Raw genomic sequence first — 19,914 nt, forward strand, 5'->3', positions numbered from 1 at the left:
TACATCCGGGCGCAGACGTCATGGAGTACTCGATCACTTGATCACTCGTTCACTTCTCCGAGCGGCGGCGATCTTTTCGACCTCATCCACAAGGACGTCCACCATCTCCTCTTCCTTGATCTTGCGGACGAACTTGCCGTCTTTGACCAGCATGCCGACGCCCTTGCCTCCGGCGATGCCGACATCCGCCTCGCGCGCTTCACCCGGGCCGTTCACCACGCACCCGAGCACCGCCACGTTGACCGGCTCCTGGATGTGGGCGAGGCGTTCTTCGAGTTCTTCCGAGAGCTTGAACAGGTCGATCTCGATGCGGCCGCACGTGGGGCAGGTAATGAGGTTGATGCCCCGCTCGCGAATCTTGAGCGCCTTCAGGATTTCGTAGGCCGCCTTCACTTCATGAACCGGGTCTTCCGTTAGCGAAACGCGGATGGTGTCTCCGATGCCTTCGAGAAGGAGGACGCCCATCGCGATGGCGGATTTGATGTGTCCCGCTTGTCCACGGCCGGCCTCCGTCAGCCCGAGGTGCAACGGGTAGTCGAGTGCGCTGGAAAGCTGCCTGTAGGCGTCGATCATCGTGAGCACGTCGGTGGATTTCACCGAAATCTTGATGTCCTGAAAACCGACGTCCTCAAGGATCCGAACGTTTCGGATCGCGCTTTCGACGAGGGCGGGGGCCGTCACTTTGAATTGATACTTTTGTAGGATGTCCTCCTCGAGCGAACCCGAGTTCACGCCGACCCGAATCGGCACGTGCGCCTCTTGGGCCGCCCGCACCACTTGCTTGAGCCGGTCGATCCCGCCGATGTTGCCCGGATTAATCCGAATGCACTCCATCCCCTGCTCGATGGCTTTCAAGGCGAGCTTGTAGTGGAAATGGATGTCCGCCACCATTGGAATGCCGATTTCCTTCCGGATGGAGCCGAGAACGTTGGCGGAATCCTCGTCCGGCACCGCCACCCGAACAATTTCGCAGCCGGCCTTTTCCAGCCGGTGAATTTGTTCGACGGTGGCCTTGACATCGGACGTATTTGTGGAGGTCATGGACTGCACGATGACCGGCGCGCCGCCGCCGATGAGGACGTTTCCAACCCGGATCTGCCGCGTTGCCCGGCGTGACCCCGCACTTGCGGCCGGCGGAGAAGCGGCGGGAACCATGGCTGGAGTCGGCTGTGGCCGTCCCATCACAGTCGGGGGAGCACCTGGGTTTTCAGATAGGTGAGGGCTTCATCCCGGGAGCGGAGGCGACCCTCGAGCTGGGCGGTCTCCACCTCTTCCAGAATGTCCTTGAAATTCGGCCCCGGCTCAAGGCCGATGGAGATGAGATCGTCGCCGGTGAGCAGCCGCGGCGGGCGGATTTCTTCTTCACCGAATTCCGCCAACTTCGCTTTGCAGAACTCGTGCATGGACAGGTCGCCATGACAAGCGAGGCAGTCGATCCGATGCAATTCGAGGTGTTCGGTGAAATTGTCCATTCGCAGGAAGCGTTTCAGAGTACTCTCGCGCATGTTCTTTGCATCCTTGAACCGGAGGTGCTGGGCGACGAGATCGCAGATCTTCTCCCGCTCGTCGTTGGGAAACTTGAGTCGCCTCAGGATCTGGTCGGCCATTCGAGCGCCCACCTCCGTATGCCCGTCGAACCGAATTCGTTCCTTCACCTTGAAGGTGGGGGGTTTGCCCACGTCGTGCAGCAGGGCCCCGAAGGCGAGCGTTGCCGACGGCTCCTTCAGTTGTCGAAGGAGGAGGAGCGTGTGGGTGTAGACATCCCCTTCAGGATGAAATTCCGGAGGCTGTTCGACGCCGATCATGGTTTCCACTTCGGGCAGAACATAGTGTAGCACGCCGAAGTCCCGCATCAATTCGACGGCGGTCGCCGCCGGACCGTGCGTCATCATCTTGACGAGTTCGTCGCGGAGGCGCTCGGCGCTGACGTCCACACTGAGAGCCGCAAGCTCGCGCACGGCGGCGGCCGTTTCAGGATGAATGTCGAATCCCAGCCGGGCGGCGAACCGGAGAGCCCGCATGATCCGGAGGCGGTCCTCACGGAGACGCCCGCGCGCATCACCGATGGCGCGGATACATTTTGTATGGAGGTCCTTCTCGCCGCCGACAAAATCGTGAATCTTCTTCCCAATCGGATCGTAAAAAAGCCCGTTGATGGTGAAGTCCCGGCGGGAGGCATCCTCGCGGGGGTCCTGGGAGTAGTTCACGGCGTCCGGATGCCGTCCGTCCGCATAGGCTTCGTCTTTTCGGAACGTGGCGACCTCGTATTCGCCGTCCTCCTGGAGAACGAGGATGACGCCGAACTGTGCGCCGACCGGCACGGTGCGTTCAAACAGCTTCATGATCTCATCCGGCGTGGCCGACGTGGCGATGTCGTACTGCTTGGGTTCGGTGATCGGAAGACCGAGGAGTTGGTCGCGGACGCATCCTCCCACGAGCAGGGCTTGATGCCCCTTTTCGCGCAATCGGCGGAGGATGCGGGAGGCGCCCTCGGGTATGCGATCAAGCATGGTCGGCATGGTATCAAATGGCCGCGGGGCACTCAAACTGGACTTCGTGTCACGCACGGAAACGGTTTGACGGGATGGAATCGGGGACGTAATCTCCCCCTTCATGGCGGACTACGACCGGCTCTCGGGAATGGACTTTTCGTTTCTCAAGCTGGAAACGGCCAACACCCACATGCACGTCGGGGCGTGTTCCGTCTTCGCGGCCGGTCCGCTTCGCAAGAAACGGGGAGGCTTGGATGAGGGGCGCCTGACCCGGGCGGTGGAATCGCGACTTCACATGGTCCCTCGATTTCGGCAGAAGCTGGCCTGGATTCCGGTGGAAGGGCGCCCGGTTTGGGTGGACGACCGCAACTTCAACATTCACTACCACATCCGTTTCACGGCCCTGCCCGCGCCCGGCACCGATGAGCAGTTGAAGACGCTGGCCGGACGGGTCATGTCCCAGGCCCTCGACCGTTCCAAACCGCTCTGGGAAATGTGGTTCGTGGACGGGCTGAAAGGAAACCGCCTTGCGGTTATCAACAAGGCCCATCACTGCATGGTGGATGGTATCTCGGGGATCGACCTCGCCTCTGTGCTGATGGAAACTTCGCCGGAACCGGCGCCCGTGCCCGACCCCGAGCCGTGGACGCCCCGCACAGAGCCTCGACCGATGAAGCTTCTCGCCGATTACGTGAAAAGGCGCGCGCTGACGCCTGTGGAGACGGCTCGAGGCCTCAGATCCTTTGTGCGGCAACCGGTCCAAACCATCGAACGCACCCGGAAGAATCTTCGCGCGTTGGGAGCGGCTCTTGCGCCCGGACTCCACCTCCCGCCCCGGACCCCTTTCAATGCGGCGATCGGTCCGCATCGGAGAATCGAATGGGTCCAAACCGATCTCAACGATTTCAAGGCCATCAAGAACGCTCTGGGTGGAACGGTCAACGATGCGGTGCTCGGGGTGGTCAGCGGGGCGCTCCGGGGATTCCTGGCCCATCGCGGCGAAAAAATCTCCGGAATTCAGTTGCGGGCGATGGTCCCGGTGAGCGTTCGTGATGAAAGCGAGCGAGGCACCATGGGGAACCACGTGGCCTCCATGCTCGCGGAACTCCCCGTGGGCGATCCGGATCCGCGCAAGCGATTGGAGACCGTTCAGCAGGCCATGGGGAAGCAAAAGGAGTCCAAGAATGCGCTGGGGGCGAAAACGATCAGCCGCCTGGCCGAATGGGCATTTCCCAACCTGGCCGCACAGGCTGCCCGACTGCAGATCGAGAGGCTTCCGTTCAACCTCGTCGTCACCAACGTGCCGGGGCCGCAGTTTCCCCTCTACTTTCAGGGGGCGGAGCTGAAAGGGGTTTACCCGCTCATGCCGCTCGCCCAGGGGTTGGGTCTCGGTGTGGCGCTGGTCAGCTATAACGGATCGCTATTCTTCGGACTCACCGCCGATTGGGACGTCATGCCCGATCTCGCGGTCCTTGCCGATTGCATTCAAGACTCAACGCAGGAACTGCTCGCGGTCGCAACGGGGAAAGCCGGGTCCACCGAGCGGCATAAGCACCGCTGAATGAGGGTCCTCATTCTGGGCGGGCGCGGCCAGCTCGGCACCGCGCTGACCGATCTTCTGAAAGAGCGGGAAAATGGAAACTGCCACTCCGCGACTTCCGCCGAAGCCGATCTCCGAAAACCTGAAACCCTAAGGGACACGGTTGGCCGGTTCAGACCGGACGTCGTGATCAACACGGCGGCGTACAATTTTGTGGATCGCGCGGAGCAGGAGGTCAGGGAGGCTTTCATGACGAATGCCGTGGGCGTGCGCGAACTGGCGGTTGTATGCCGCGACGCGGGCGCCGTATTGATCCATTGCAGTACCAATTACGTCTTCGACGGACGCAAAAAAACGCCCTACGGAGAGTCGGACGCTCCGAACCCTTTATGCGTCTACGGGCTCTCCAAACTGGCGGGCGAAGTCATGGTGGCGCGGACGTGGGAAAAGCATTTCATCGTTCGATCAAGCGGGTTGTACGGCACGGCCCGCTCCGACCGCATCAAGAAGAACTTTGTCGAACAAATGTTGGCCCGGACCGGGGAGCAGGCCGAAGTACGGGTTGTGCGGGACCAACGGTGCACCCCCACCTACTGCCGTGATCTGGCGGGGGCGTTGCTCCGCCTGGCTGCATCCCGCCGATACGGGCTCTATCACATTACGAACGGTGGTGCTTGCTCGTGGGCCGAATTTGCCCGGGAAATCTTCCGGCAATCGGGAAAAAAGATTCGCGTGAAGGGAGTTCTGACCGCTGCTTTCCCGACCGCGGCTGAACGGCCCCGCAATACGGTTCTCGCCAATAGAAATTTCAGACGAGCGGGGTTCACGCCCTTGAGGGATTGGCAGGCGGCGCTGGCGGACTATCTGAAAAATCGTCCGAGCGGGTCCACTCAGACGTAGCCAATTCGGGTCACGAACCGCATCGGGCAGAATTCAAAGCAGCCTTCGGGATCGAGCGCCTTCAGGGCAAGCGAGAAATCCAATTTTCGGCGCATCCCGCGCGTGCGCTTCTCCCGGCCGCAGACCACAAATACCGGAATCCCACGGGCGCGTGCCCGTCGTGCGATGGCGAGGGTTCCGACCTTGTTCACGATTCCTTGTCCGGGCACGACGGCATCTGCCCCAACAAGGACCACATCCACTTTGCGGAGAGCGGCATCGACGTCCGTATCCGCAACACGGTGGACCTCGATTGCTTCTGCGTGGAGCATCGCTTGTGTTCGACGCCCCTCGCCCAGGGGATACGAATCCGTGGCGAAGACGTGCGATGGCCGGAGATAGCGGAGGGCGGAGAGAACGGTCGACGAGTAACTGTGAGTCAGGATGGCGCCGGCTCGGGCGAGACCAGGGGGGAACCCAATTGCGGCGCGACTTGGAGCTTCGAGCGAAATCGGTACCCGACGCCTGTCATTCGCAGGCCTAAAGCCTGCGCCTACCGCGGATTCAGTTTCTAGGTAGCCGCGGGCTTTAGCCCGCGCCGCTCGGTGGGCAGCCGCTCCGATTCCGGGCATGAGCGGCCGGGCCGCAGCGAGGGTGACCGCAGCCATTTGCCGACATGCCAGGTGCTTTCCTGGAATCCCGCCGATGAGCGTGCTTGCCTCGTGCGCCAATTCCGCCGCGCCGTGGCTCCGATCATGGGCCAGCCGTCGAACCCCACGGAAGATCTTCCGGTCCAGACCACGGGGAACGCCGGAGTAGGGCGGAAAGACTCGCCTGAATCCATCCACGAATCGAGGTGGAGTCCTGAGTGACTCCAATTCACGAGGCCGCACCCATCGGTACCCGATGTTCTCTGAATTCAGTCGAACGCGACGGGTGCTCGTCCGGAACAAGTAGGGCGTGATGACCCAATTCACTCCAAAGGAATTGTCTCGCGCCGTCATGGGCCGTCCCTTTTGCACGAGAGTCAAATCGTCCGCTGTCAGCCCGGTTTCCTCGTAGATCTCCACGTAGACTTGGACGTCCTCCGGGAATTCGACCGTTCCGCTGACGCCCGCCCAATAGCCCGGGTACGTTCCGATCCGGCGGCTTCGTTGGAGAACAAGGATCCTCCCCCGGTTCTCCAGGAAGGCGGTTACCACGCGCTGGTTCCGGAATTTCATCGGTGATTCGTGTCCAAATGACGGCCCCTACTGTACAATGCCCCGATGGCTTCGGGAAACGGCGTTCTCCCTTCCATGGTCCGCACGAGGCTGATCAGGCCTCTCAATGAGAATCTCGCCGGTCTGGGTGGGTACGTGATGCTTCTCTCCAGCGTTCTCCGCCTGACCGTCAAGCGACCGTTCCGGTTTCGCCTCCTCCTCCAGCACATGGAATTCATCGGCGTGCAATCCTGGTTCATCATTCTCCTCACGGGAACGTTTACCGGAATGGTGTTCGCCCTCCAAACCTACAAGGGATTCGCAAAGTTCGGGAGCGAGGCGCTGGTCGGCGCGATTTCCATGCTGGCCATGACGCGCGAGCTGTCGCCGGTGTTCACGGCGGTCATGATCACCGCGCGGGCCGGCTCGGCGATGGCGGCGGAACTGGGGACGATGCGTGTGACCGAGCAGATCGACGCCCTCCACACGATGGCGGTCAATCCCGTCCACTACCTGCTCGTCCCGCGCATTCTGGCCACCACCCTCATGGCCCCCTTTCTGACCGTCCTGTTCGATTTTGTCGGAGCGATCGGATGTTATTTTGTCGCCGTCATGCTGTTGGGGATCGATCCGGGCGACTTCACGGGACGCATTCTCGAAGTGGTGAAAGTCGGCGACGTGTTTCAAGGTCTTTTCAAAGGGCTCATCTTTGGATTCCTCCTGAGCTCGATCGGATGCTACAAGGGGTTTCATTCGGAGGGGGGAGCGAAGGGCGTGGGCAATGCGACCGTGCAAGGGGTCGTGCTCGCCTGCATTACGATCCTTGTCGGCGACTACTTTCTGACTGCGCTCATGTTCAGGGCGTGATACTATGCGGTCGGCAATTGGGAGTGCATGCTATTGAGGCGACCGCAAGTACTACGAGGATGAAGAATAGAACAACAAGGAGCTCGTTAGTAAAATCACACGAATGGCCTTCGTCGAAATCCGCGACCTGACCAAGAGTTTTCACGCTCACACCGTGCTGAAGGGCGTCAACCTGGACATTGAGAAAGGGAAGACGACGGTGATCCTCGGCCAGAGCGGATGCGGCAAGAGCGTATTGGTCAAGCACATCATCGGACTGCTCAAACCGGAGCGTGGAAAGGTTCGCGTGGATGGCCACGATGTGACCACCTGTTCGGAAAAAGAAATGACCGAGGTGCTCAAGCGGTTTGGAATGCTGTTCCAATTCGCAGCCCTCTTCGACTCCCTTACGGTGGCGGAAAACGTCGGCTTTGCACTCAAGGAGCACACGACCATGGGAGTCGAAGAGATCGAAAAGATCGTGGCAAAGAAGCTGGCCCAAGTGGGGCTCAAGGGCGTTGAAGATCTGTTTCCGGCGGAACTTTCGGGCGGCATGCGCAAGCGGGTGGGGTTGGCCCGGGCGCTCTCCATGGACCCGGACATCGTGATTTTCGACGAGCCGACATCGGGTCTCGATCCCATCACGTCGGCCAACATCGATGAGCTGATCCGCTCCGTGCAGAAGGAGCTTGGGCTGACGGCGATTGTGATCACCCACGACGTGGCTTCGAGCTACGGCATCGGCGACCACATAGCGCTCCTGCATGAAGGCCGGGTCGTTGAACAAGGCACACCCAAAGATATTCAGCATTCGCCGAACCCCATCGTGCAGCAGTTCATTCATCGGCGCGTCGAGGGTCCCATCCAGATCCACTGATCCATCATGAGCACACCCGTTCGAGTCGGAATCTTCGTCGCTCTCCTCCTTGGGGTGCTTCTGTGGGGGACACTCAAACTGACCGGCGAGCGCGGGATCATGGGCGGGGGCTATCGGGTAAGCTTGGTTCTCGAGTCCGCCGAGGGACTGAGAGCGGGTGGTTTCGTCCGGATGGCGGGTGTTCCGATCGGGCAGGTGGAGTCCATCGAACTGGAGGGGACGAGCGCGCGAATCCACGTCCGAATCAAGGGCGACGTGCGACTCAGGGAAGATTGCCAGGTGACGGCGAAGACGACGGGAATCCTGGGCGATCGATTTCTCGACATCAGGGGGTGTACCGATGCAGCTCCCGAAATTCAGGACGGAGGGGAGATCAAACGCATCGGGGTGTCTACGAGCCTCGATGAGATCACGTCCAAGCTGTCCGGGATTGCGGAGAACATCAAGTCGGTCACCGACGCCCTGAGCAGCGTTCTCGGTGGCAAGAAGGGGGAGGAGCAGTTCGGCGCCATGGTGGAGGACCTCCGTGGCACGATCCACAGCGTGCGACAGATTGTGGAGGAGAACCGCGGCGATTTCAGCCGGAGCATGGCCAATTTCAGGAAGATTTCGGAAAGCCTCGGGGAGTCGGCCCCGGTGATTGCCGACAAGCTTGAGCATGCGGCAGAGGATATTCAGGAGTTTGTGAAGAACAACCGTGGCCGCCTGGAAAAGGACCTGGAACAGTTCGACAAGATGGTGGCGGAATTGTCCGAGTCGGCCAAGAGCCTGAGAAACATCACGGAAAAGATTGACAAGGGAGAGGGGACGCTCGGAAAGCTGGTGAATGACCCGGCACTGGCGGATTCGCTGACGAAGACCATCGGGGATGTGCAGGGCGCCGTGGAAAAGATCGGCCAACTCAAGATCGGCGTGGAATATCGCGGCGAGGTGATGATGGCGGACAGGCAGGGGGGGGGATCGGACACGGGCATGAAGAACTACCTTTCCGTTCGCGCCCAGCCGAGGCCGGACAAATACTTTCGATTCGGCGTGGTGGTGGACCCGCTCGCCGCCGAGATCGATCGGAGCCGGGAGTACGATGCGACCGGCGCCGTCCGATTGGATGACAAGGGGAACCGCGTGGAGGCCGTAACGGCGTCCTCCAAAGACATCAGATTCTCGGTGGAAATCGCCAAGCGATACAGTTTCCTCACTCTTCGTGGAGGGCTTCTTGAGAGCACGGCCGGAGTGGGCATGGACATGCAGTTCTTCCGGGACGCCCTCATGTTTTCAGCCGAAGGATTCGACTTTGCCCGCGATGCCCGTCCACATCTCAAAGTACGAGCGGAATACACCTTTCTCCGGTACATCACGGCCAACGTGGGGTACGACGACCCCCTCTACCGGCCGGACACGCAGGAGAGAAACATATTGTTTGAGGAGTTCGGCGCGCGCCGGAGGCCGAGTGTGTTCTTTGGTGGGGGCATGCGATTTACAGATGAGGATCTGAAAACTCTCCTGCCCTTCATTCCAGGCTTGTAGGATATGGTTATCTCCTGCGGGAAGTGCGCCAAGTCGTTCCTCTTGCCGGATGACAAGATCAAGCCCACAGGCACGCGCGTTCGGTGCAAACAGTGCGGGCATGAATTTGTCGTGATGCCTCCCACGGCTCCCCCACCGGCAGCAGAGGAGCCTATTCTTCTTTCGGATCCCGATCCCCTCACCGTCACGCCTGCATCCGGGCTCCAGCGTTCTGCACCGCCGGCCTCCCAAGGGGGCGATGTCGCCTCGTCCTACGAAATCACATTCCAAGGGTTGGAATCGGGTGGTCCAGCCCCGTCGGGCGAAGAACCTCCTTCTTCGGGAGGAATGAGCGACGCGGACCTCGTGTCCGCTCTGCAATCCGACCCGCTTCTGGCGGCGCCCGAAGAAGCCGCTCCGCCGGCGGGTGGAGATGTTTCGATCGACTTCGGAGTGCTGGATCAGGTTCCGGAGGCGCCGCCCCCTGTTTCTCTTTCCGCCGGTGCTGAACCTCCGTCCCCGGAGATGGATGCGCTTTCCATGGCGGAACCGGAGGCTTCCGCGTCCGCGCAGGACGTATCCTCCCTGCAACTCGACAATCTCAGCCTCGAGGAGCCGCCCCCGGAAGAGCACGCGCCCTCGCTGATGGCCGAACCCATGCGCGGTGGCGGAAGCGGTGGCGCGGAATCTTCCTCGGCCGGAGCAGACCCGTTGGCCGGTCTCGATCTGGATTTCACGCTGGATGAGAAAGCGATGGGAGGCGGACTTTCGGAGTCGCATCTCTCCTCACCGTCCCCACCACCTCCTCCTGCCCCGCCTACCCCCGAACCCTCGATTTTTGAACCGACCTCGGTGGAATCTGCGCCGACCCCTCCACCTGCTGCGGTTACGCAAGAGAGCTTGAAAGCCGAGTTCGAGTCTTTGGGACGCGACAGCCTGATCAAGGGGAACCTGGACGAGATTCAGGCCCCTGAGGCACCGGCCTACCCGTCGCCACCCTCACCGAGGGAACAGGAGCCGGTTCGGGCGGCCGCGACACCGACGTCAGTGGCCGCCAAGGTCGCGGCGCGGGCGGCGGAGAAGGAAAAGAAAGTCGCCCATCTCCGCCGGTTGGAGCTCCGGAGTTCGGGTTGGCTGACGGCCCCTCTTTGGCTAATCCTCCTGGCCGGATTTGGCGCGGCAGTGTGGTGGTTTTCGCCGGTCCCCATGCCCGGCATGGGCGAGCCGCCTTCGCGGGTGACCGTGGAATCGCTGATTGCTTCCCGGATCGGATTGCGTCCTGTGACGGAGGATGTCAGTCCGTCGATCCGCCGGGTTCGAGGCCGATCGTATCAGAATGCGTACGGTGAGAGCTTTTATATCGTCACGGGAGTTGTGCAGAAAATTCAGGCCGAAACCCAGACCCTGCGCGCCACGTTCCTCGATGCGCAGGGCTGGAAGATGGGTGAGGAGCCTGCCTACTGGGTGAAGGAGATCCCGCCTCGTGAATTCGCGTTGCTGAGCCTCGTGGAGCTTCGTCAGGCGTTGACGAATCTGGCGGTGGGATTCCAGGAAGCGGGCGCTGATATTTCTTTTGCGATTGTTTATCCGACGCCGCTGAAAATTCCGGACCGCACTATCCTCGAATGGACCGACGCCGGACCTCGATCCCCCACCGGCGGTTCGTGAGCTCGCTCCCCGAATTGGATTGACAAGGGGGGGGCAGGCTCCTATAAGTACCACCGGTGAGAATCGGTCTCGTCAACAGCATTCTGGGGCTTTTCTCCAACGATCTCGCGATCGATTTGGGAACGGCCACGACCCTTGTCTACTTGAAGGGGCAGGGGATCATCGCCCACGAGCCGTCCGTCGTCGCGGTCCACACCGATCCTCACGGCGTCAAGCGAGTCCTTGCCGTCGGCCTGGAAGCCAAGGAGATGCTGGGTAAGACGCCGGGAAACATCCAGGCGATTCGTCCGCTCAAGGATGGGGTCATCGCCGATTTCGAAGTCACCGGTGAAATGCTGCGCTACTTTATCGCGAAGGCGCACAACCGCCGATCGCTCCTGAGGCCGCGCATTGTCATCTGCGTGCCCTACGGCATCACGGAAGTGGAGAAGCGGGCCGTGCGCGACTCCGCTGAAACGGCGGGGGCGCGCGAGGTGTACCTGATCGAAGAGCCCATGGCGGCGGCGATCGGGGCCGGGCTTCCCATCACGGAACCCTCGGGCAACATGGTCGTAAGCATTGGCGGCGGCACGACCCAGGTGGCCGTGATTTCCCTGGCCGGGATCGTCACCAGCAAGTCCCTGCGCGTGGCGGGGGACAAGATGGACGAAGCGATCCTCCAATTCATCAAGAAAAAGTATAATCTGCTCATCGGTGAGCGGGCCGCCGAGAATATCAAGATCCAGATTGGGAACGCCTTTCCGATGAACGAAGTGCTCACCATGGAAGTCAAGGGGCTCGACCAAGTGTCCGGGTTGCCCAAGTCCATCACCATCAATTCGGATGAAACGCGCGAAGCCCTTTCCGAACCGATCAACAACATTGTGGATACGCTGAAGGAGACCCTCGAACGGACACCGCCCGAACTGGCTGCCGATATTGTCGACCGCGGCGTCGTGCTCACCGGGGGGGGGTCGAAGCTCCACAATTTGGACCGTCTCCTTCGGGAAGAAACGGGTGTTCCGGTGGTGCTGGCCGACGAGCCCGATACGTGCGTCGTGCTCGGCTCGGGCAAGGTCCTCGACGAGATCGAGCTTCTCAAGCGGATCACCGTCGAGTAGCGCGTTCGTTTGTTCCGCTTCCGAATCCAGATCGTCCTCGTCCTGATCGTTTTCCTCGCCGCGGGAAACGCCGTCTATCAAGCCAATCGAACCGGCCATCCCTCCACCATGGCAGGAGAGAAATGGATGGTGGAGCTTTCGCTCTGGCCCACCCGTTGGTTTGCATGGCCGTTTCGTCAGGCCGCGAAAGTGTGGGATCGGTACGTGGCCTTGGTGGGCGTTTCGAAGGAGAACGAGTCGCTCAGGCGGCGCCTGGCGGAGCTGGAAATGGAAACGACGCGGCTGAAAGAGGTGGAGCTTTCCCACGGCCGGATGAAATCGCTCATGGAGTTTCGCGAAACGCTGCCCCAGGCCATGGTGGGTGCCCAGGTGGTCGCGCGAACGGAGGACGGGACATCCGCGGCCCTGTTCATCTCGACGGGGGCCAAGAAGGGTGTTTCAGCGGACGCGGCGGTGGTCGGCCTGGGAGGGTTGGTGGGCAGGGTGGTCACAGCGTCGCGCGACTACGCGAAAGTCTTGCCTATGACGGACGCATCGAGCGCCGCCGGAGCCGTGGTCCAACGATCGAGGGTCCAGGCGGTTGTGCGAGGGGCGGGTCGGAACCGATGCCGCCTGGAGCACGTCCCCGTCAACAGCGATGTCGGCGTGGGCGATGCGGTTGTGACCTCGGGTCTGGACGGCCTTTTCCCCCCCGGCCTCATGATCGGACTGGTCAGCCGGGTGGAGCGGCCCACGGGCGCTTTCTTCGCGGAAATTGAATTGGCCCCGGCGGTCCGGATCAGCCAGTTGGAGGAAGTTCTGGTGATTTCGCCCGGCCGGGCGGATGAAACAAACCCCTCCACCGATTTCCCGGCAGGATCGCCATGAGGATCCTTCAATCGCCCGGGGCGGCGCCCGAGGTCCGCAGGGTCCGAATCCACCTGTTCTGCGTTCTAGCCGCCATGCTTCTCTTGGGTCTGGGCCCCTACCTGCCTTCTCCCATCCAGCCGGTCCACCTGTGTCTGGCCACGGTGGTCTTTCTAGCCCTCAGCCGGCCTTCGTGGTCGGACCTGGTCGCGGTCTTCTTGTATGGGATCTGGATGGACTCTCTTTATTCGTGGTTCAAGGGCTACGCTCTGAGCTGGGTGGTCGTATACCTTCTCATCCAGGGACTTCTTCGGATCGTCCGCGTCAATTCCGTGGCGACCCGAACCGCCGTGGGAGCGGGGACCTTCACCGCCGTCTGGGCCGTGCGATGGCTCCTCAGCGAAACCTTCGATTCGGAAGGGGCGTATTTCCGGTGGGGTTGGCTTTTGCTGCAGCCCCTGCTGGGAGCCGGGTGGACCCTCCTCTGTTTCGTCCTGTACGAAAGGCTGGAGCGGGTGGGCAAGGAGAAATCACTGGTCTTCCGCGCCCGGTAGCCGAAATTTGAACGGGTTGACTGACAGTGAGATAATTCCCCGGTGAGCACCCGGTTTATCACCTCCGGTAAAGAAGAGCGGGACATCCGGCGCCGCCTGAAGATCTTTGTAATCGCCTGTTCGGCGCTCTTCGCGTTCATGCTGGTCCGACTGTGGACGCTCCAAGTGTTCAGCGGCGCGAAGTATCGGATTCAATCGGAGCGGAACCGGATCCGCTTGGTGGAGGTGAAGGCGTTGCGCGGGGAGATTGTGGACCGCGCGGGACGGACCTTGGCCGAGAATCGCGCGGCGTTCGATCTTCTTGTGGTCAAGGAAGATGCTTCCAAAACGCTCGCTCGATCGCTGGGTTCGATTTCGCGCATCCTCGGCGTTCCCCGTGAAGATTTGGAATCGCGGATTGGATCGGCCCCCGCGGCGCCATTCGGCGAAATCCCGGTGGCCCGGGACCTCTCGTGGGAGCAAGTGGTGACCATCGAGGCGAAGGGCGCCGAGTTGCCCGGATTTCTCATCCGACACGTCTTCGTGCGGCAGTATCCGTACAGTTCATTGGGGGCACACGTCCTCGGCCACTTGGGGGAGATTACGGAGCAGGAGGTGCGGCAGGAGCGTTACAAAGTGAAATACCGGCCGGGCGATTTGGTCGGCAAGCTGGGCGTGGAACGCAGCCAGGAGGAGTATCTCAAGGGCGTGGACGGAGGGGAGCTGGTCGAGGTGGACGCGTACGGTAGCCGGCAGACGGTTCTCGATCGGATCCCTTCAAATCCCGGCGCCAAGGTGTATCTCACTCTGGATCTGGATCTCCAGAAAGTGGCCGAGGCCGTGATGGAAGGAAAGGACGGTGCGGTGGTCGCCATGGACCCTCGGAATGGTGAGATCCTGGCCTTGGTGAGTCACCCCGCGTTCGATCCCAACGCGTTCAGCCGAGGCGTGGGCAGCGAGGCGTGGAGTTTGCTGGTCAACGCGCCGGCGAAACCCCTCCAGAACCGGGCCATCGCGGGAGGTTACTCACCGGGGTCGACCTTCAAACTGGTTACGGCCCTCGCGGCGCTGGAGCAGGGGAGACTCGACCCCGACCATACGGTGAGATGCCGTGGGGAGTACCATTTTGGCGACCGGGCCTATCGGTGCTGGCGCGAGCACGGCCACGGGAGCGTCGCGCTCCACCGGGCGATCGTGGAGTCCTGCGATATTTTCTTCTATCTGGCCGGACTCACCGCCGGTATCGACGCGATTTCCGACACCGCGATGAAGCTGGGTCTCGGTCGGAAGACCGGGATCAACCTGTTGGGCGAGCAGCCCGGGCTCATTCCCACCCGCGCATGGAAGCAGAAAGTCTACAAGCAGAAATGGATGGATGGGGAGACGCTGTCCGTTTCCATCGGGCAGAGTTTTGTGACCGTCACGCCGCTTCAACTGGCCACGGCCTACTCCACCTTCGCGAATGGAGGCAGCGTGTTCCGGCCGAGGGTGGTGTCCCGCGTGATCGGCCCGGAGGGGCAGTTCTACCAAGACTATCCGGTCCAAAAAGAGGGGGCCATTTCCTTCACGCCGGCGGCCTACAAAGAAGTTCTCGAGGGGTTGGAGGGTGTGGTCAGCGAGCCCACCGGGACCGGCTGGCGGGTCAAGATGAAGGACATCACGATTGCCGGGAAGACCGGTACGGCCCAGGTGGTCAAGATGAAGGAGCGGACCGAGGATAAGGACTTTGAAAAGATCCCCTACGAGTACCGTGACCACGCCTGGTTTGTGTGCTTCTTGCCTGCGGAGCAACCCCAGTTGGCCATCGCGGTGCTCGTTGAGCACGGCGGTCACGGCGCCTCCGCCGCCGCCCCCGTCGCACGCGCGATGATCGAGAGATATCTCGCCATTCGGAATCTCCCGAGCTTGTGACCCCACCCTTCCCCCGCCGGTGCGATTTGAAATCTCAAATTTCAAATTTGAGATTCGGAGGAGGTGGGGGGTGATTGAGGCCCGCCGCGTGCCGCGAGTGGACCCCGTCTTGTTCGGGGTATTCCTGTTTCTCCTGCTCTTCGGCGCGCTGAATGTGTACAGCGCATCCCGTTCCTATGCCGTTTCAGGCACACCGCTCTACGTCAAGCAGTTGGCGTGGTGCACTCTGAGCGCGGGGGCCTTTCTCATCGCCGCGCGTGTCCAAGTCCAAATCCTCCACAGTCTTGCCTATGCGCTCTACGCGCTCTTCATTCTCCTGCTGGTGGTCACCCATTTCTTCGGCTTCAAGGCCCTGGGCGCCCAGCGATGGATCGCCGTCGGAGGGTTCACGTTCCAGCCCTCGGAGGTGATGAAACTTCTCATCCCGCTGGCCATTGCGCGCTACCTGCATGGCGTGAAGGCCCCTCGAGGTTTCGGCCTCCGGGATTTGGTGGTGCCGCTGCTCCTGATCCTCTTGCCTGTTCTGCTCATCTTCAAGCAGCCCGATTTGGGCACGGCCAGCCAGATCGCTATCGCGTCGCTCACCCTTCTCCTGATGACCGACATCAAGCGCGGTCTCCTCATGCGGGCGCTCCTCATCGCCGCCATATCCGGTCCTTTGGGGTGGTTTATTCTAAAGGACTACCAGAAGCAAAGAATCATCACCTTCCTGAACCCCGAGAAATACGAGATGAGCTCCGGGTACCAGGTGATCCAATCCAAAATCGCGGTCGGGTCCGGACAGCTCTTTGGGAAGGGCTTCGCGCAGGGGACCCAGGCCCGTCTTCGTTTTCTACCGCAGCGGCACAGCGACTTCATCTACTCCGTCATTGCCGAGGAGTGGGGATTCCTGGGCAGCGGGCTCGTCCTTCTCCTCCTGTTCATTTTGTTCTTCAAAGGGATTCGGGTCGCCTATCTCACGAACAACATCTTCCAAACGTATCTCGTTGTGGGAATCATCGCCCAATTTGCGTGGCAGGCGGCCTTGAATGCCTTGATGGTCCTCGGTCTGCTGCCGGTGGTCGGCATGCCGATGCCGCTCTTGAGCTATGGAGGAACGAACCTCGTGGTGATGGGGGCCATCTTCGGGATCCTCTCGAATATCCGCTCCGAAACCGGCGCGCAGGCCTAGCCCTCACGCCTCCGGCTTGTTCCCGAATGTCACCGCACCCGGGTGGCCCTTGACAAGAACACTAATTTGGGATAATTGTCCCAAATATGACAAGCCCGGATCGGTCCTCACTCCTGGCCGCGGTGGCCAAGATGCTCCGACCCCTTGCGCGGATCCTGGTCCGCAATGGAGTCCCCTATGGCACCTTCGCCGATCTGGCCCGGCGGGCCTACGTCGGAGTCATGGCGGAGGAGTCCGGTGTCCACGGGCGGAAGCAGTCCATCTCCCGCATTTCGATCCTGACGGGACTCTCACGCAAGCAGGTAAGCCGGCTCCTGGCCGAGCCCGATCCTCACGAGAGCGGTGCGGCCGATCGGTACAATCGGGCGGCGAGAGTCATCAGCGGGTGGGTCCGCGACCGCCGATTCAGCGGAAACGGCGGCCGCCCAGCCGCGCTCCGATTGGAGGGACGAGGGCGAACGTTCGGCGCATTGGTCCGGCGCTACAGCGGAGACGTTCCCTCCCGGGCCGTGTTGGATGAACTCCTGCGCGTGGGAGCCGTGGAGAGGGTGGGGCGCGATGCGATCCGCCTGAAGCGCCCTGCGTATGTGCCTTCGACGGACGAGGCCGGCATGCTCGACATCCTGGGAACGGATGTGGGGGATTTGATTTCGACCATCGATCATAATGTGAGGACAAAGGGGCAGGCCCCCTTCTTCCAGCGAAAAGTTTCCTATGACAACTTGCCCGCGGAGGTGATCCAGGATCTGCGGCAGCGCACCGCATCGAAAGCACAATCTTGGCTGGAGCAATCGGATCGATGGCTGGCCGGGAAGGATCGCGACCTCAACCCGTCGGTGCGGGGCAGCGGGCGGATGCGGGCCGGAATCGGAATTTACTATTTTGAGGAAGATGTAAGCGAAGGAGGTAAGGAGTCATGACGTACAGCAGGTTTCTGTTTCTCATCGCAGCGGTTTCCATGGCCGGGGGATTGGCCTCGTGCGCGGATACGAAGGACGGCGCCACGGATGGCGGCATCGGGGGGACCGGCATCAAGGAAGCCTCGGAATCGGGTTCCGGCGAGGTTCTCTCCAGCGCCGCGGCCGTGACCTCCGCAACCGAGGGGTTGAGGCTTTTCTCCGAACTCACTCACCCGCCCGCCGCGGGCACGATCGGGCAGACGGGAATTCGGGGAGGAACAGGAGGAACCCTACGTCTGGCTCCAGCGAGCCTTTCCGCCCTGCGAAGATCTCATTTTCAATTCGATACGACTCCGATTACCACGGCCAAGGGCTACTGGAAGTGCGACCACAACGCGGACGGAAGCTGGACGTTCACGGCGCACGACGCGCAATCGAACCCCGCCGAAACCACCGACTTCACGGACACGTATGCCCAGCAAGGCAAGGGGGGCGATTGCGAACTCAACTCGGACTATCTGGGAACGGACTACATTACGAAGGCTTCCTGCAAGCTGAACTTCGCCGAACTCATGGCGCTTGCGCAGAACAAGCCGACGTCCTCGTGCATCCCGCTCGGCCAGACCGCCGCGGGGGTGTCCTGCCAGTTGGGGCCGGCGGGGTGCGATGCAATGGAAGATCTCTCAAACAATGAATACGACGACCTCTTGGGAGTGACCGGCGCCACGTTCAAGTCCACCAAGTCGGGGGGCGCATCGGAGGAAGGCAAAGTGGCGATCAATCGCTCCGCCAAAACATGGACCATGGAGAAGACCGTGAAAGGATCGGTCCCGGGCATCACCTCCGTCGTCGAGAAGATCGAATATACCTACAGTGGCCGCGGCGAACCCGATGCCGAGATCTCGCTTTTCCAAGATTGGCTCAAGACCCCGGAAAAAGCCAAACTGGTCGACTACGCCACACAAACCTGCGGCGCCTTGACGCCCGCCGCTCTCTGCACACATCTGAAAGACCTCATCACGTTTGTGAAATCGGAGAGTTTCGAACTCAACCCGTCGACCAAGGAAGACTTGGTGACGAAGTATACGAAGATCACGACCCAGGCCGATGGAACCGTGATCACGGAAATCGGAGTGCCAGATCAGCCCTTCTTTTGCCAGTACAACAAGGAGACCAACACCTGCGCCAAGGAACCGACCAAGGGCACCTCCTCCAAGACAACCCAGTATCCGGCGGGATCGACCGTGGCAAAGCTGGAAGAAAAGGCAAGCGTCCTGACGGATGCAGTCACGAACAAATCCGCCATCTCACTCGAAAAAACGACAACCCGGTCCGACGGCACGGTTGCCGCCGAGTCGATCAACCTCACCAAGGACGAATCGACGGGCGCCATCACCGGGACGGGAAAGACGAAGGATGGCCCGAGCGAATCGTGCATCCGATTCGACGGGAACGAAGCCAAGGAAACCGGCAAGCTGGACAAGGTCGAAACGCATGCGGATGGATCGCTCGTCGAGGAGCACGTGGATGCTCCGACGAAAGGGAAGTTTGCCTACGGCAAGTCGATCTATGCTTCGGGCCAAGCCGATTGTGCGGCGTACACGGTTACGGGCGGCAAGCTCCTCGAGAGCACGGAAGCCACCGTGCAGGAGAACGCGGATGGGACCGGTTCCTTGTCCATCACCAATCCGGACGGCTCAAGCATCCACCTTGCATCAACGAAGGCATGTACAGGCTCGGTTTGCACAGTGACGGCCACAGGCGAGGGAAAAGACAAGCGTGGGTCGTTCACAATAGCGAAAACGGACCTCCCGAGCGGTTCATCCACGCTCCAGATCGACTGGACTTCGGCGGATGGCAAGGAGAAAGCCAAACTCGATTTGACGCTCGCGGTGGACGGGACGTCGACGGGCACCCTCCAGCACAACGATGCCGTCTATGACGCGACGATCCAACCGGATGGGAGCGCCAGGATCTGCCTCAAGAGCGGGTCGGCCCCCGGCGTGACTGCGGGCCAGTGCCTGACACTCTCCGCGGCTGATTTGGCTGGCTGATTCCCGAGCTTCTCTCGGGTCCCGAGGTTAAGAGCCTCTAACAGAATGCGTAGGGGAGGGTCTTCAGACCCTCCCGACAAGAGGGAGCATCTGAAGATGCTCCCCTACGGAGGAGATGAGGGACGTTGGTAGGAAGATAGGTTTTCCATGAGCCGCCTCATAGGCTCCCAAGATCCTCTCGGCAACATCGAATTCTTCGAGTACGACAAGAACGGCAACTTAGTTCGCCGGGTGAACCGCAACCGGAGCAGGGGGCCATAGGGTCAGACATTTGTATCTTGACAATGTGGGGACGAACATGCAGGGTGGCTGCCGTGGCTCGCCAACTCCGTCCGCTTGCGCCGGGACTCCTGTATCACGTGATTGCCCGAGGGAACCAGAGGCGCAAGGTGT

17 protein-coding genes are annotated in these 19,914 nt (G+C 61.2%); 14 read left to right on the top strand and 3 right to left on the bottom strand.

The window, feature by feature from the left end; translation table 11 throughout:
* Positions 1-33: 33 nt before the first annotated feature.
* Both ispG and HYT87_08095 read right to left on the bottom strand, forming a co-directional pair.
* On the bottom strand, positions 34-1,155 hold the full coding sequence (ispG, locus tag HYT87_08090; protein MBI2059715.1) for a flavodoxin-dependent (E)-4-hydroxy-3-methylbut-2-enyl-diphosphate synthase: 1,122 nt from the start codon (positions 1,153-1,155) through the stop codon (positions 34-36).
* A 26-nt stretch (positions 1,156-1,181) separates the two neighbouring features.
* Complete coding sequence (locus HYT87_08095) at positions 1,182-2,510, bottom strand: CCA tRNA nucleotidyltransferase (GenBank protein ID MBI2059716.1); 1,329 nt, start codon at positions 2,508-2,510, stop codon at positions 1,182-1,184.
* Positions 2,511-2,613: 103 nt separating this feature from the next.
* Between HYT87_08095 and HYT87_08100 the strand changes: the two genes are divergently transcribed.
* Positions 2,614-4,053 carry a wax ester/triacylglycerol synthase family O-acyltransferase gene (locus HYT87_08100; protein ID MBI2059717.1) on the top strand — a complete coding sequence of 480 codons (1,440 nt, stop codon included), beginning with the start codon at positions 2,614-2,616 and terminating at the stop codon, positions 4,051-4,053.
* Positions 4,054-4,932 carry a dTDP-4-dehydrorhamnose reductase gene (gene rfbD / locus HYT87_08105; GenBank protein ID MBI2059718.1) on the top strand — a complete coding sequence of 293 codons (879 nt, stop codon included), beginning with the start codon at positions 4,054-4,056 and terminating at the stop codon, positions 4,930-4,932.
* On the opposite strand, the gene HYT87_08110 is transcribed toward rfbD, so the two are convergent.
* Positions 4,923-6,134 carry an NUDIX domain-containing protein gene (locus tag HYT87_08110; GenBank protein MBI2059719.1) on the bottom strand — a complete coding sequence of 404 codons (1,212 nt, stop codon included), beginning with the start codon at positions 6,132-6,134 and terminating at the stop codon, positions 4,923-4,925. The two genes, rfbD and HYT87_08110, sit on opposite strands and share 10 nt — an antisense overlap.
* A gap of 45 nt (positions 6,135-6,179) precedes the next feature.
* Here HYT87_08110 and HYT87_08115 point away from each other — a divergent pair, with 45 nt between their 5' ends.
* The 12 genes from HYT87_08115 (at position 6,180) to HYT87_08170 (ending at position 19,782) form a co-directional block, all read left to right on the top strand.
* Entirely contained in the window at positions 6,180-6,980 is an 801-nt protein-coding gene (locus HYT87_08115; GenBank protein MBI2059720.1) for an ABC transporter permease, read from the top strand.
* Between the two features lie 103 nt (positions 6,981-7,083).
* Complete coding sequence (locus tag HYT87_08120; protein ID MBI2059721.1) at positions 7,084-7,836, top strand: ABC transporter ATP-binding protein; 753 nt, start codon at positions 7,084-7,086, stop codon at positions 7,834-7,836.
* Between the two features lie 6 nt (positions 7,837-7,842).
* Positions 7,843-9,360 (top strand): MCE family protein, encoded by a 1,518-nt coding sequence (locus tag HYT87_08125; GenBank protein ID MBI2059722.1) that lies wholly within the window; start codon positions 7,843-7,845, stop codon positions 9,358-9,360.
* Between the two features lie 3 nt (positions 9,361-9,363).
* A complete protein-coding gene (locus HYT87_08130; protein ID MBI2059723.1) occupies positions 9,364-11,007 on the top strand; it encodes a zinc-ribbon domain-containing protein in 1,644 nt (547 codons plus the stop codon).
* Between the two features lie 80 nt (positions 11,008-11,087).
* Positions 11,088-12,107: a rod shape-determining protein gene (locus HYT87_08135; GenBank protein ID MBI2059724.1), complete on the top strand. Its 1,020-nt coding sequence runs from the start codon at positions 11,088-11,090 to the stop codon at positions 12,105-12,107.
* 9 nt (positions 12,108-12,116) lie between these two features.
* Complete coding sequence (mreC, locus tag HYT87_08140) at positions 12,117-12,974, top strand: rod shape-determining protein MreC (protein MBI2059725.1); 858 nt, start codon at positions 12,117-12,119, stop codon at positions 12,972-12,974.
* Positions 12,971-13,507, top strand: a complete 537-nt coding sequence (locus HYT87_08145; GenBank protein MBI2059726.1) for a hypothetical protein — start codon at positions 12,971-12,973, stop codon at positions 13,505-13,507. Before mreC ends, HYT87_08145 begins: the two co-directional genes overlap by 4 nt.
* A gap of 42 nt (positions 13,508-13,549) precedes the next feature.
* The gene (mrdA, locus tag HYT87_08150) at positions 13,550-15,397 is read left to right on the top strand and encodes a penicillin-binding protein 2 (protein MBI2059727.1); all 1,848 of its coding nucleotides are present in this window, start codon (positions 13,550-13,552) and stop codon (positions 15,395-15,397) included.
* 70 nt (positions 15,398-15,467) lie between these two features.
* On the top strand, positions 15,468-16,568 hold the full coding sequence (gene rodA, locus HYT87_08155; GenBank protein MBI2059728.1) for a rod shape-determining protein RodA: 1,101 nt from the start codon (positions 15,468-15,470) through the stop codon (positions 16,566-16,568).
* An 86-nt stretch (positions 16,569-16,654) separates the two neighbouring features.
* Positions 16,655-17,488 (top strand): hypothetical protein, encoded by an 834-nt coding sequence (locus HYT87_08160; GenBank protein MBI2059729.1) that lies wholly within the window; start codon positions 16,655-16,657, stop codon positions 17,486-17,488.
* The gene (locus tag HYT87_08165) at positions 17,485-19,521 is read left to right on the top strand and encodes a hypothetical protein (GenBank protein MBI2059730.1); all 2,037 of its coding nucleotides are present in this window, start codon (positions 17,485-17,487) and stop codon (positions 19,519-19,521) included. The genes HYT87_08160 and HYT87_08165 overlap by 4 nt, the downstream gene beginning before the upstream one ends.
* Positions 19,522-19,668: 147 nt before the next feature.
* Positions 19,669-19,782 carry a hypothetical protein gene (locus tag HYT87_08170; GenBank protein ID MBI2059731.1) on the top strand — a complete coding sequence of 38 codons (114 nt, stop codon included), beginning with the start codon at positions 19,669-19,671 and terminating at the stop codon, positions 19,780-19,782.
* Positions 19,783-19,914: the final 132 nt, after the last annotated feature.

The sequence above is a fragment of the Nitrospirota bacterium genome, assembly GCA_016180645.1.
Taxonomy (GTDB): Bacteria; JACPQY01; JACPQY01; order JACPQY01; family JACPQY01; genus JACPAV01.

What these genes read in the sequence shown, in the direction of transcription:
- ispG (MBI2059715.1), bottom strand. Translation starts at nt 1,155, where the DNA reads ATGGTTCCCGCCGCTTCTCCGCCGGCCGCAAGTGCGGGGTCACGCCGG.
- HYT87_08095 (MBI2059716.1), bottom strand. Translation starts at nt 2,510, where the DNA reads ATGCTTGATCGCATACCCGAGGGCGCCTCCCGCATCCTCCGCCGATTG.
- HYT87_08100 (MBI2059717.1), top strand. Translation starts at nt 2,614, where the DNA reads ATGGCGGACTACGACCGGCTCTCGGGAATGGACTTTTCGTTTCTCAAG.
- rfbD (MBI2059718.1), top strand. Translation starts at nt 4,054, where the DNA reads ATGAGGGTCCTCATTCTGGGCGGGCGCGGCCAGCTCGGCACCGCGCTG.
- HYT87_08110 (MBI2059719.1), bottom strand. Translation starts at nt 6,134, where the DNA reads ATGAAATTCCGGAACCAGCGCGTGGTAACCGCCTTCCTGGAGAACCGG.
- HYT87_08115 (MBI2059720.1), top strand. Translation starts at nt 6,180, where the DNA reads ATGGCTTCGGGAAACGGCGTTCTCCCTTCCATGGTCCGCACGAGGCTG.
- HYT87_08120 (MBI2059721.1), top strand. Translation starts at nt 7,084, where the DNA reads ATGGCCTTCGTCGAAATCCGCGACCTGACCAAGAGTTTTCACGCTCAC.
- HYT87_08125 (MBI2059722.1), top strand. Translation starts at nt 7,843, where the DNA reads ATGAGCACACCCGTTCGAGTCGGAATCTTCGTCGCTCTCCTCCTTGGG.
- HYT87_08130 (MBI2059723.1), top strand. Translation starts at nt 9,364, where the DNA reads ATGGTTATCTCCTGCGGGAAGTGCGCCAAGTCGTTCCTCTTGCCGGAT.
- HYT87_08145 (MBI2059726.1), top strand. Translation starts at nt 12,971, where the DNA reads ATGAGGATCCTTCAATCGCCCGGGGCGGCGCCCGAGGTCCGCAGGGTC.
- HYT87_08160 (MBI2059729.1), top strand. Translation starts at nt 16,655, where the DNA reads ATGACAAGCCCGGATCGGTCCTCACTCCTGGCCGCGGTGGCCAAGATG.
- HYT87_08165 (MBI2059730.1), top strand. Translation starts at nt 17,485, where the DNA reads ATGACGTACAGCAGGTTTCTGTTTCTCATCGCAGCGGTTTCCATGGCC.
- HYT87_08170 (MBI2059731.1), top strand. Translation starts at nt 19,669, where the DNA reads ATGAGCCGCCTCATAGGCTCCCAAGATCCTCTCGGCAACATCGAATTC.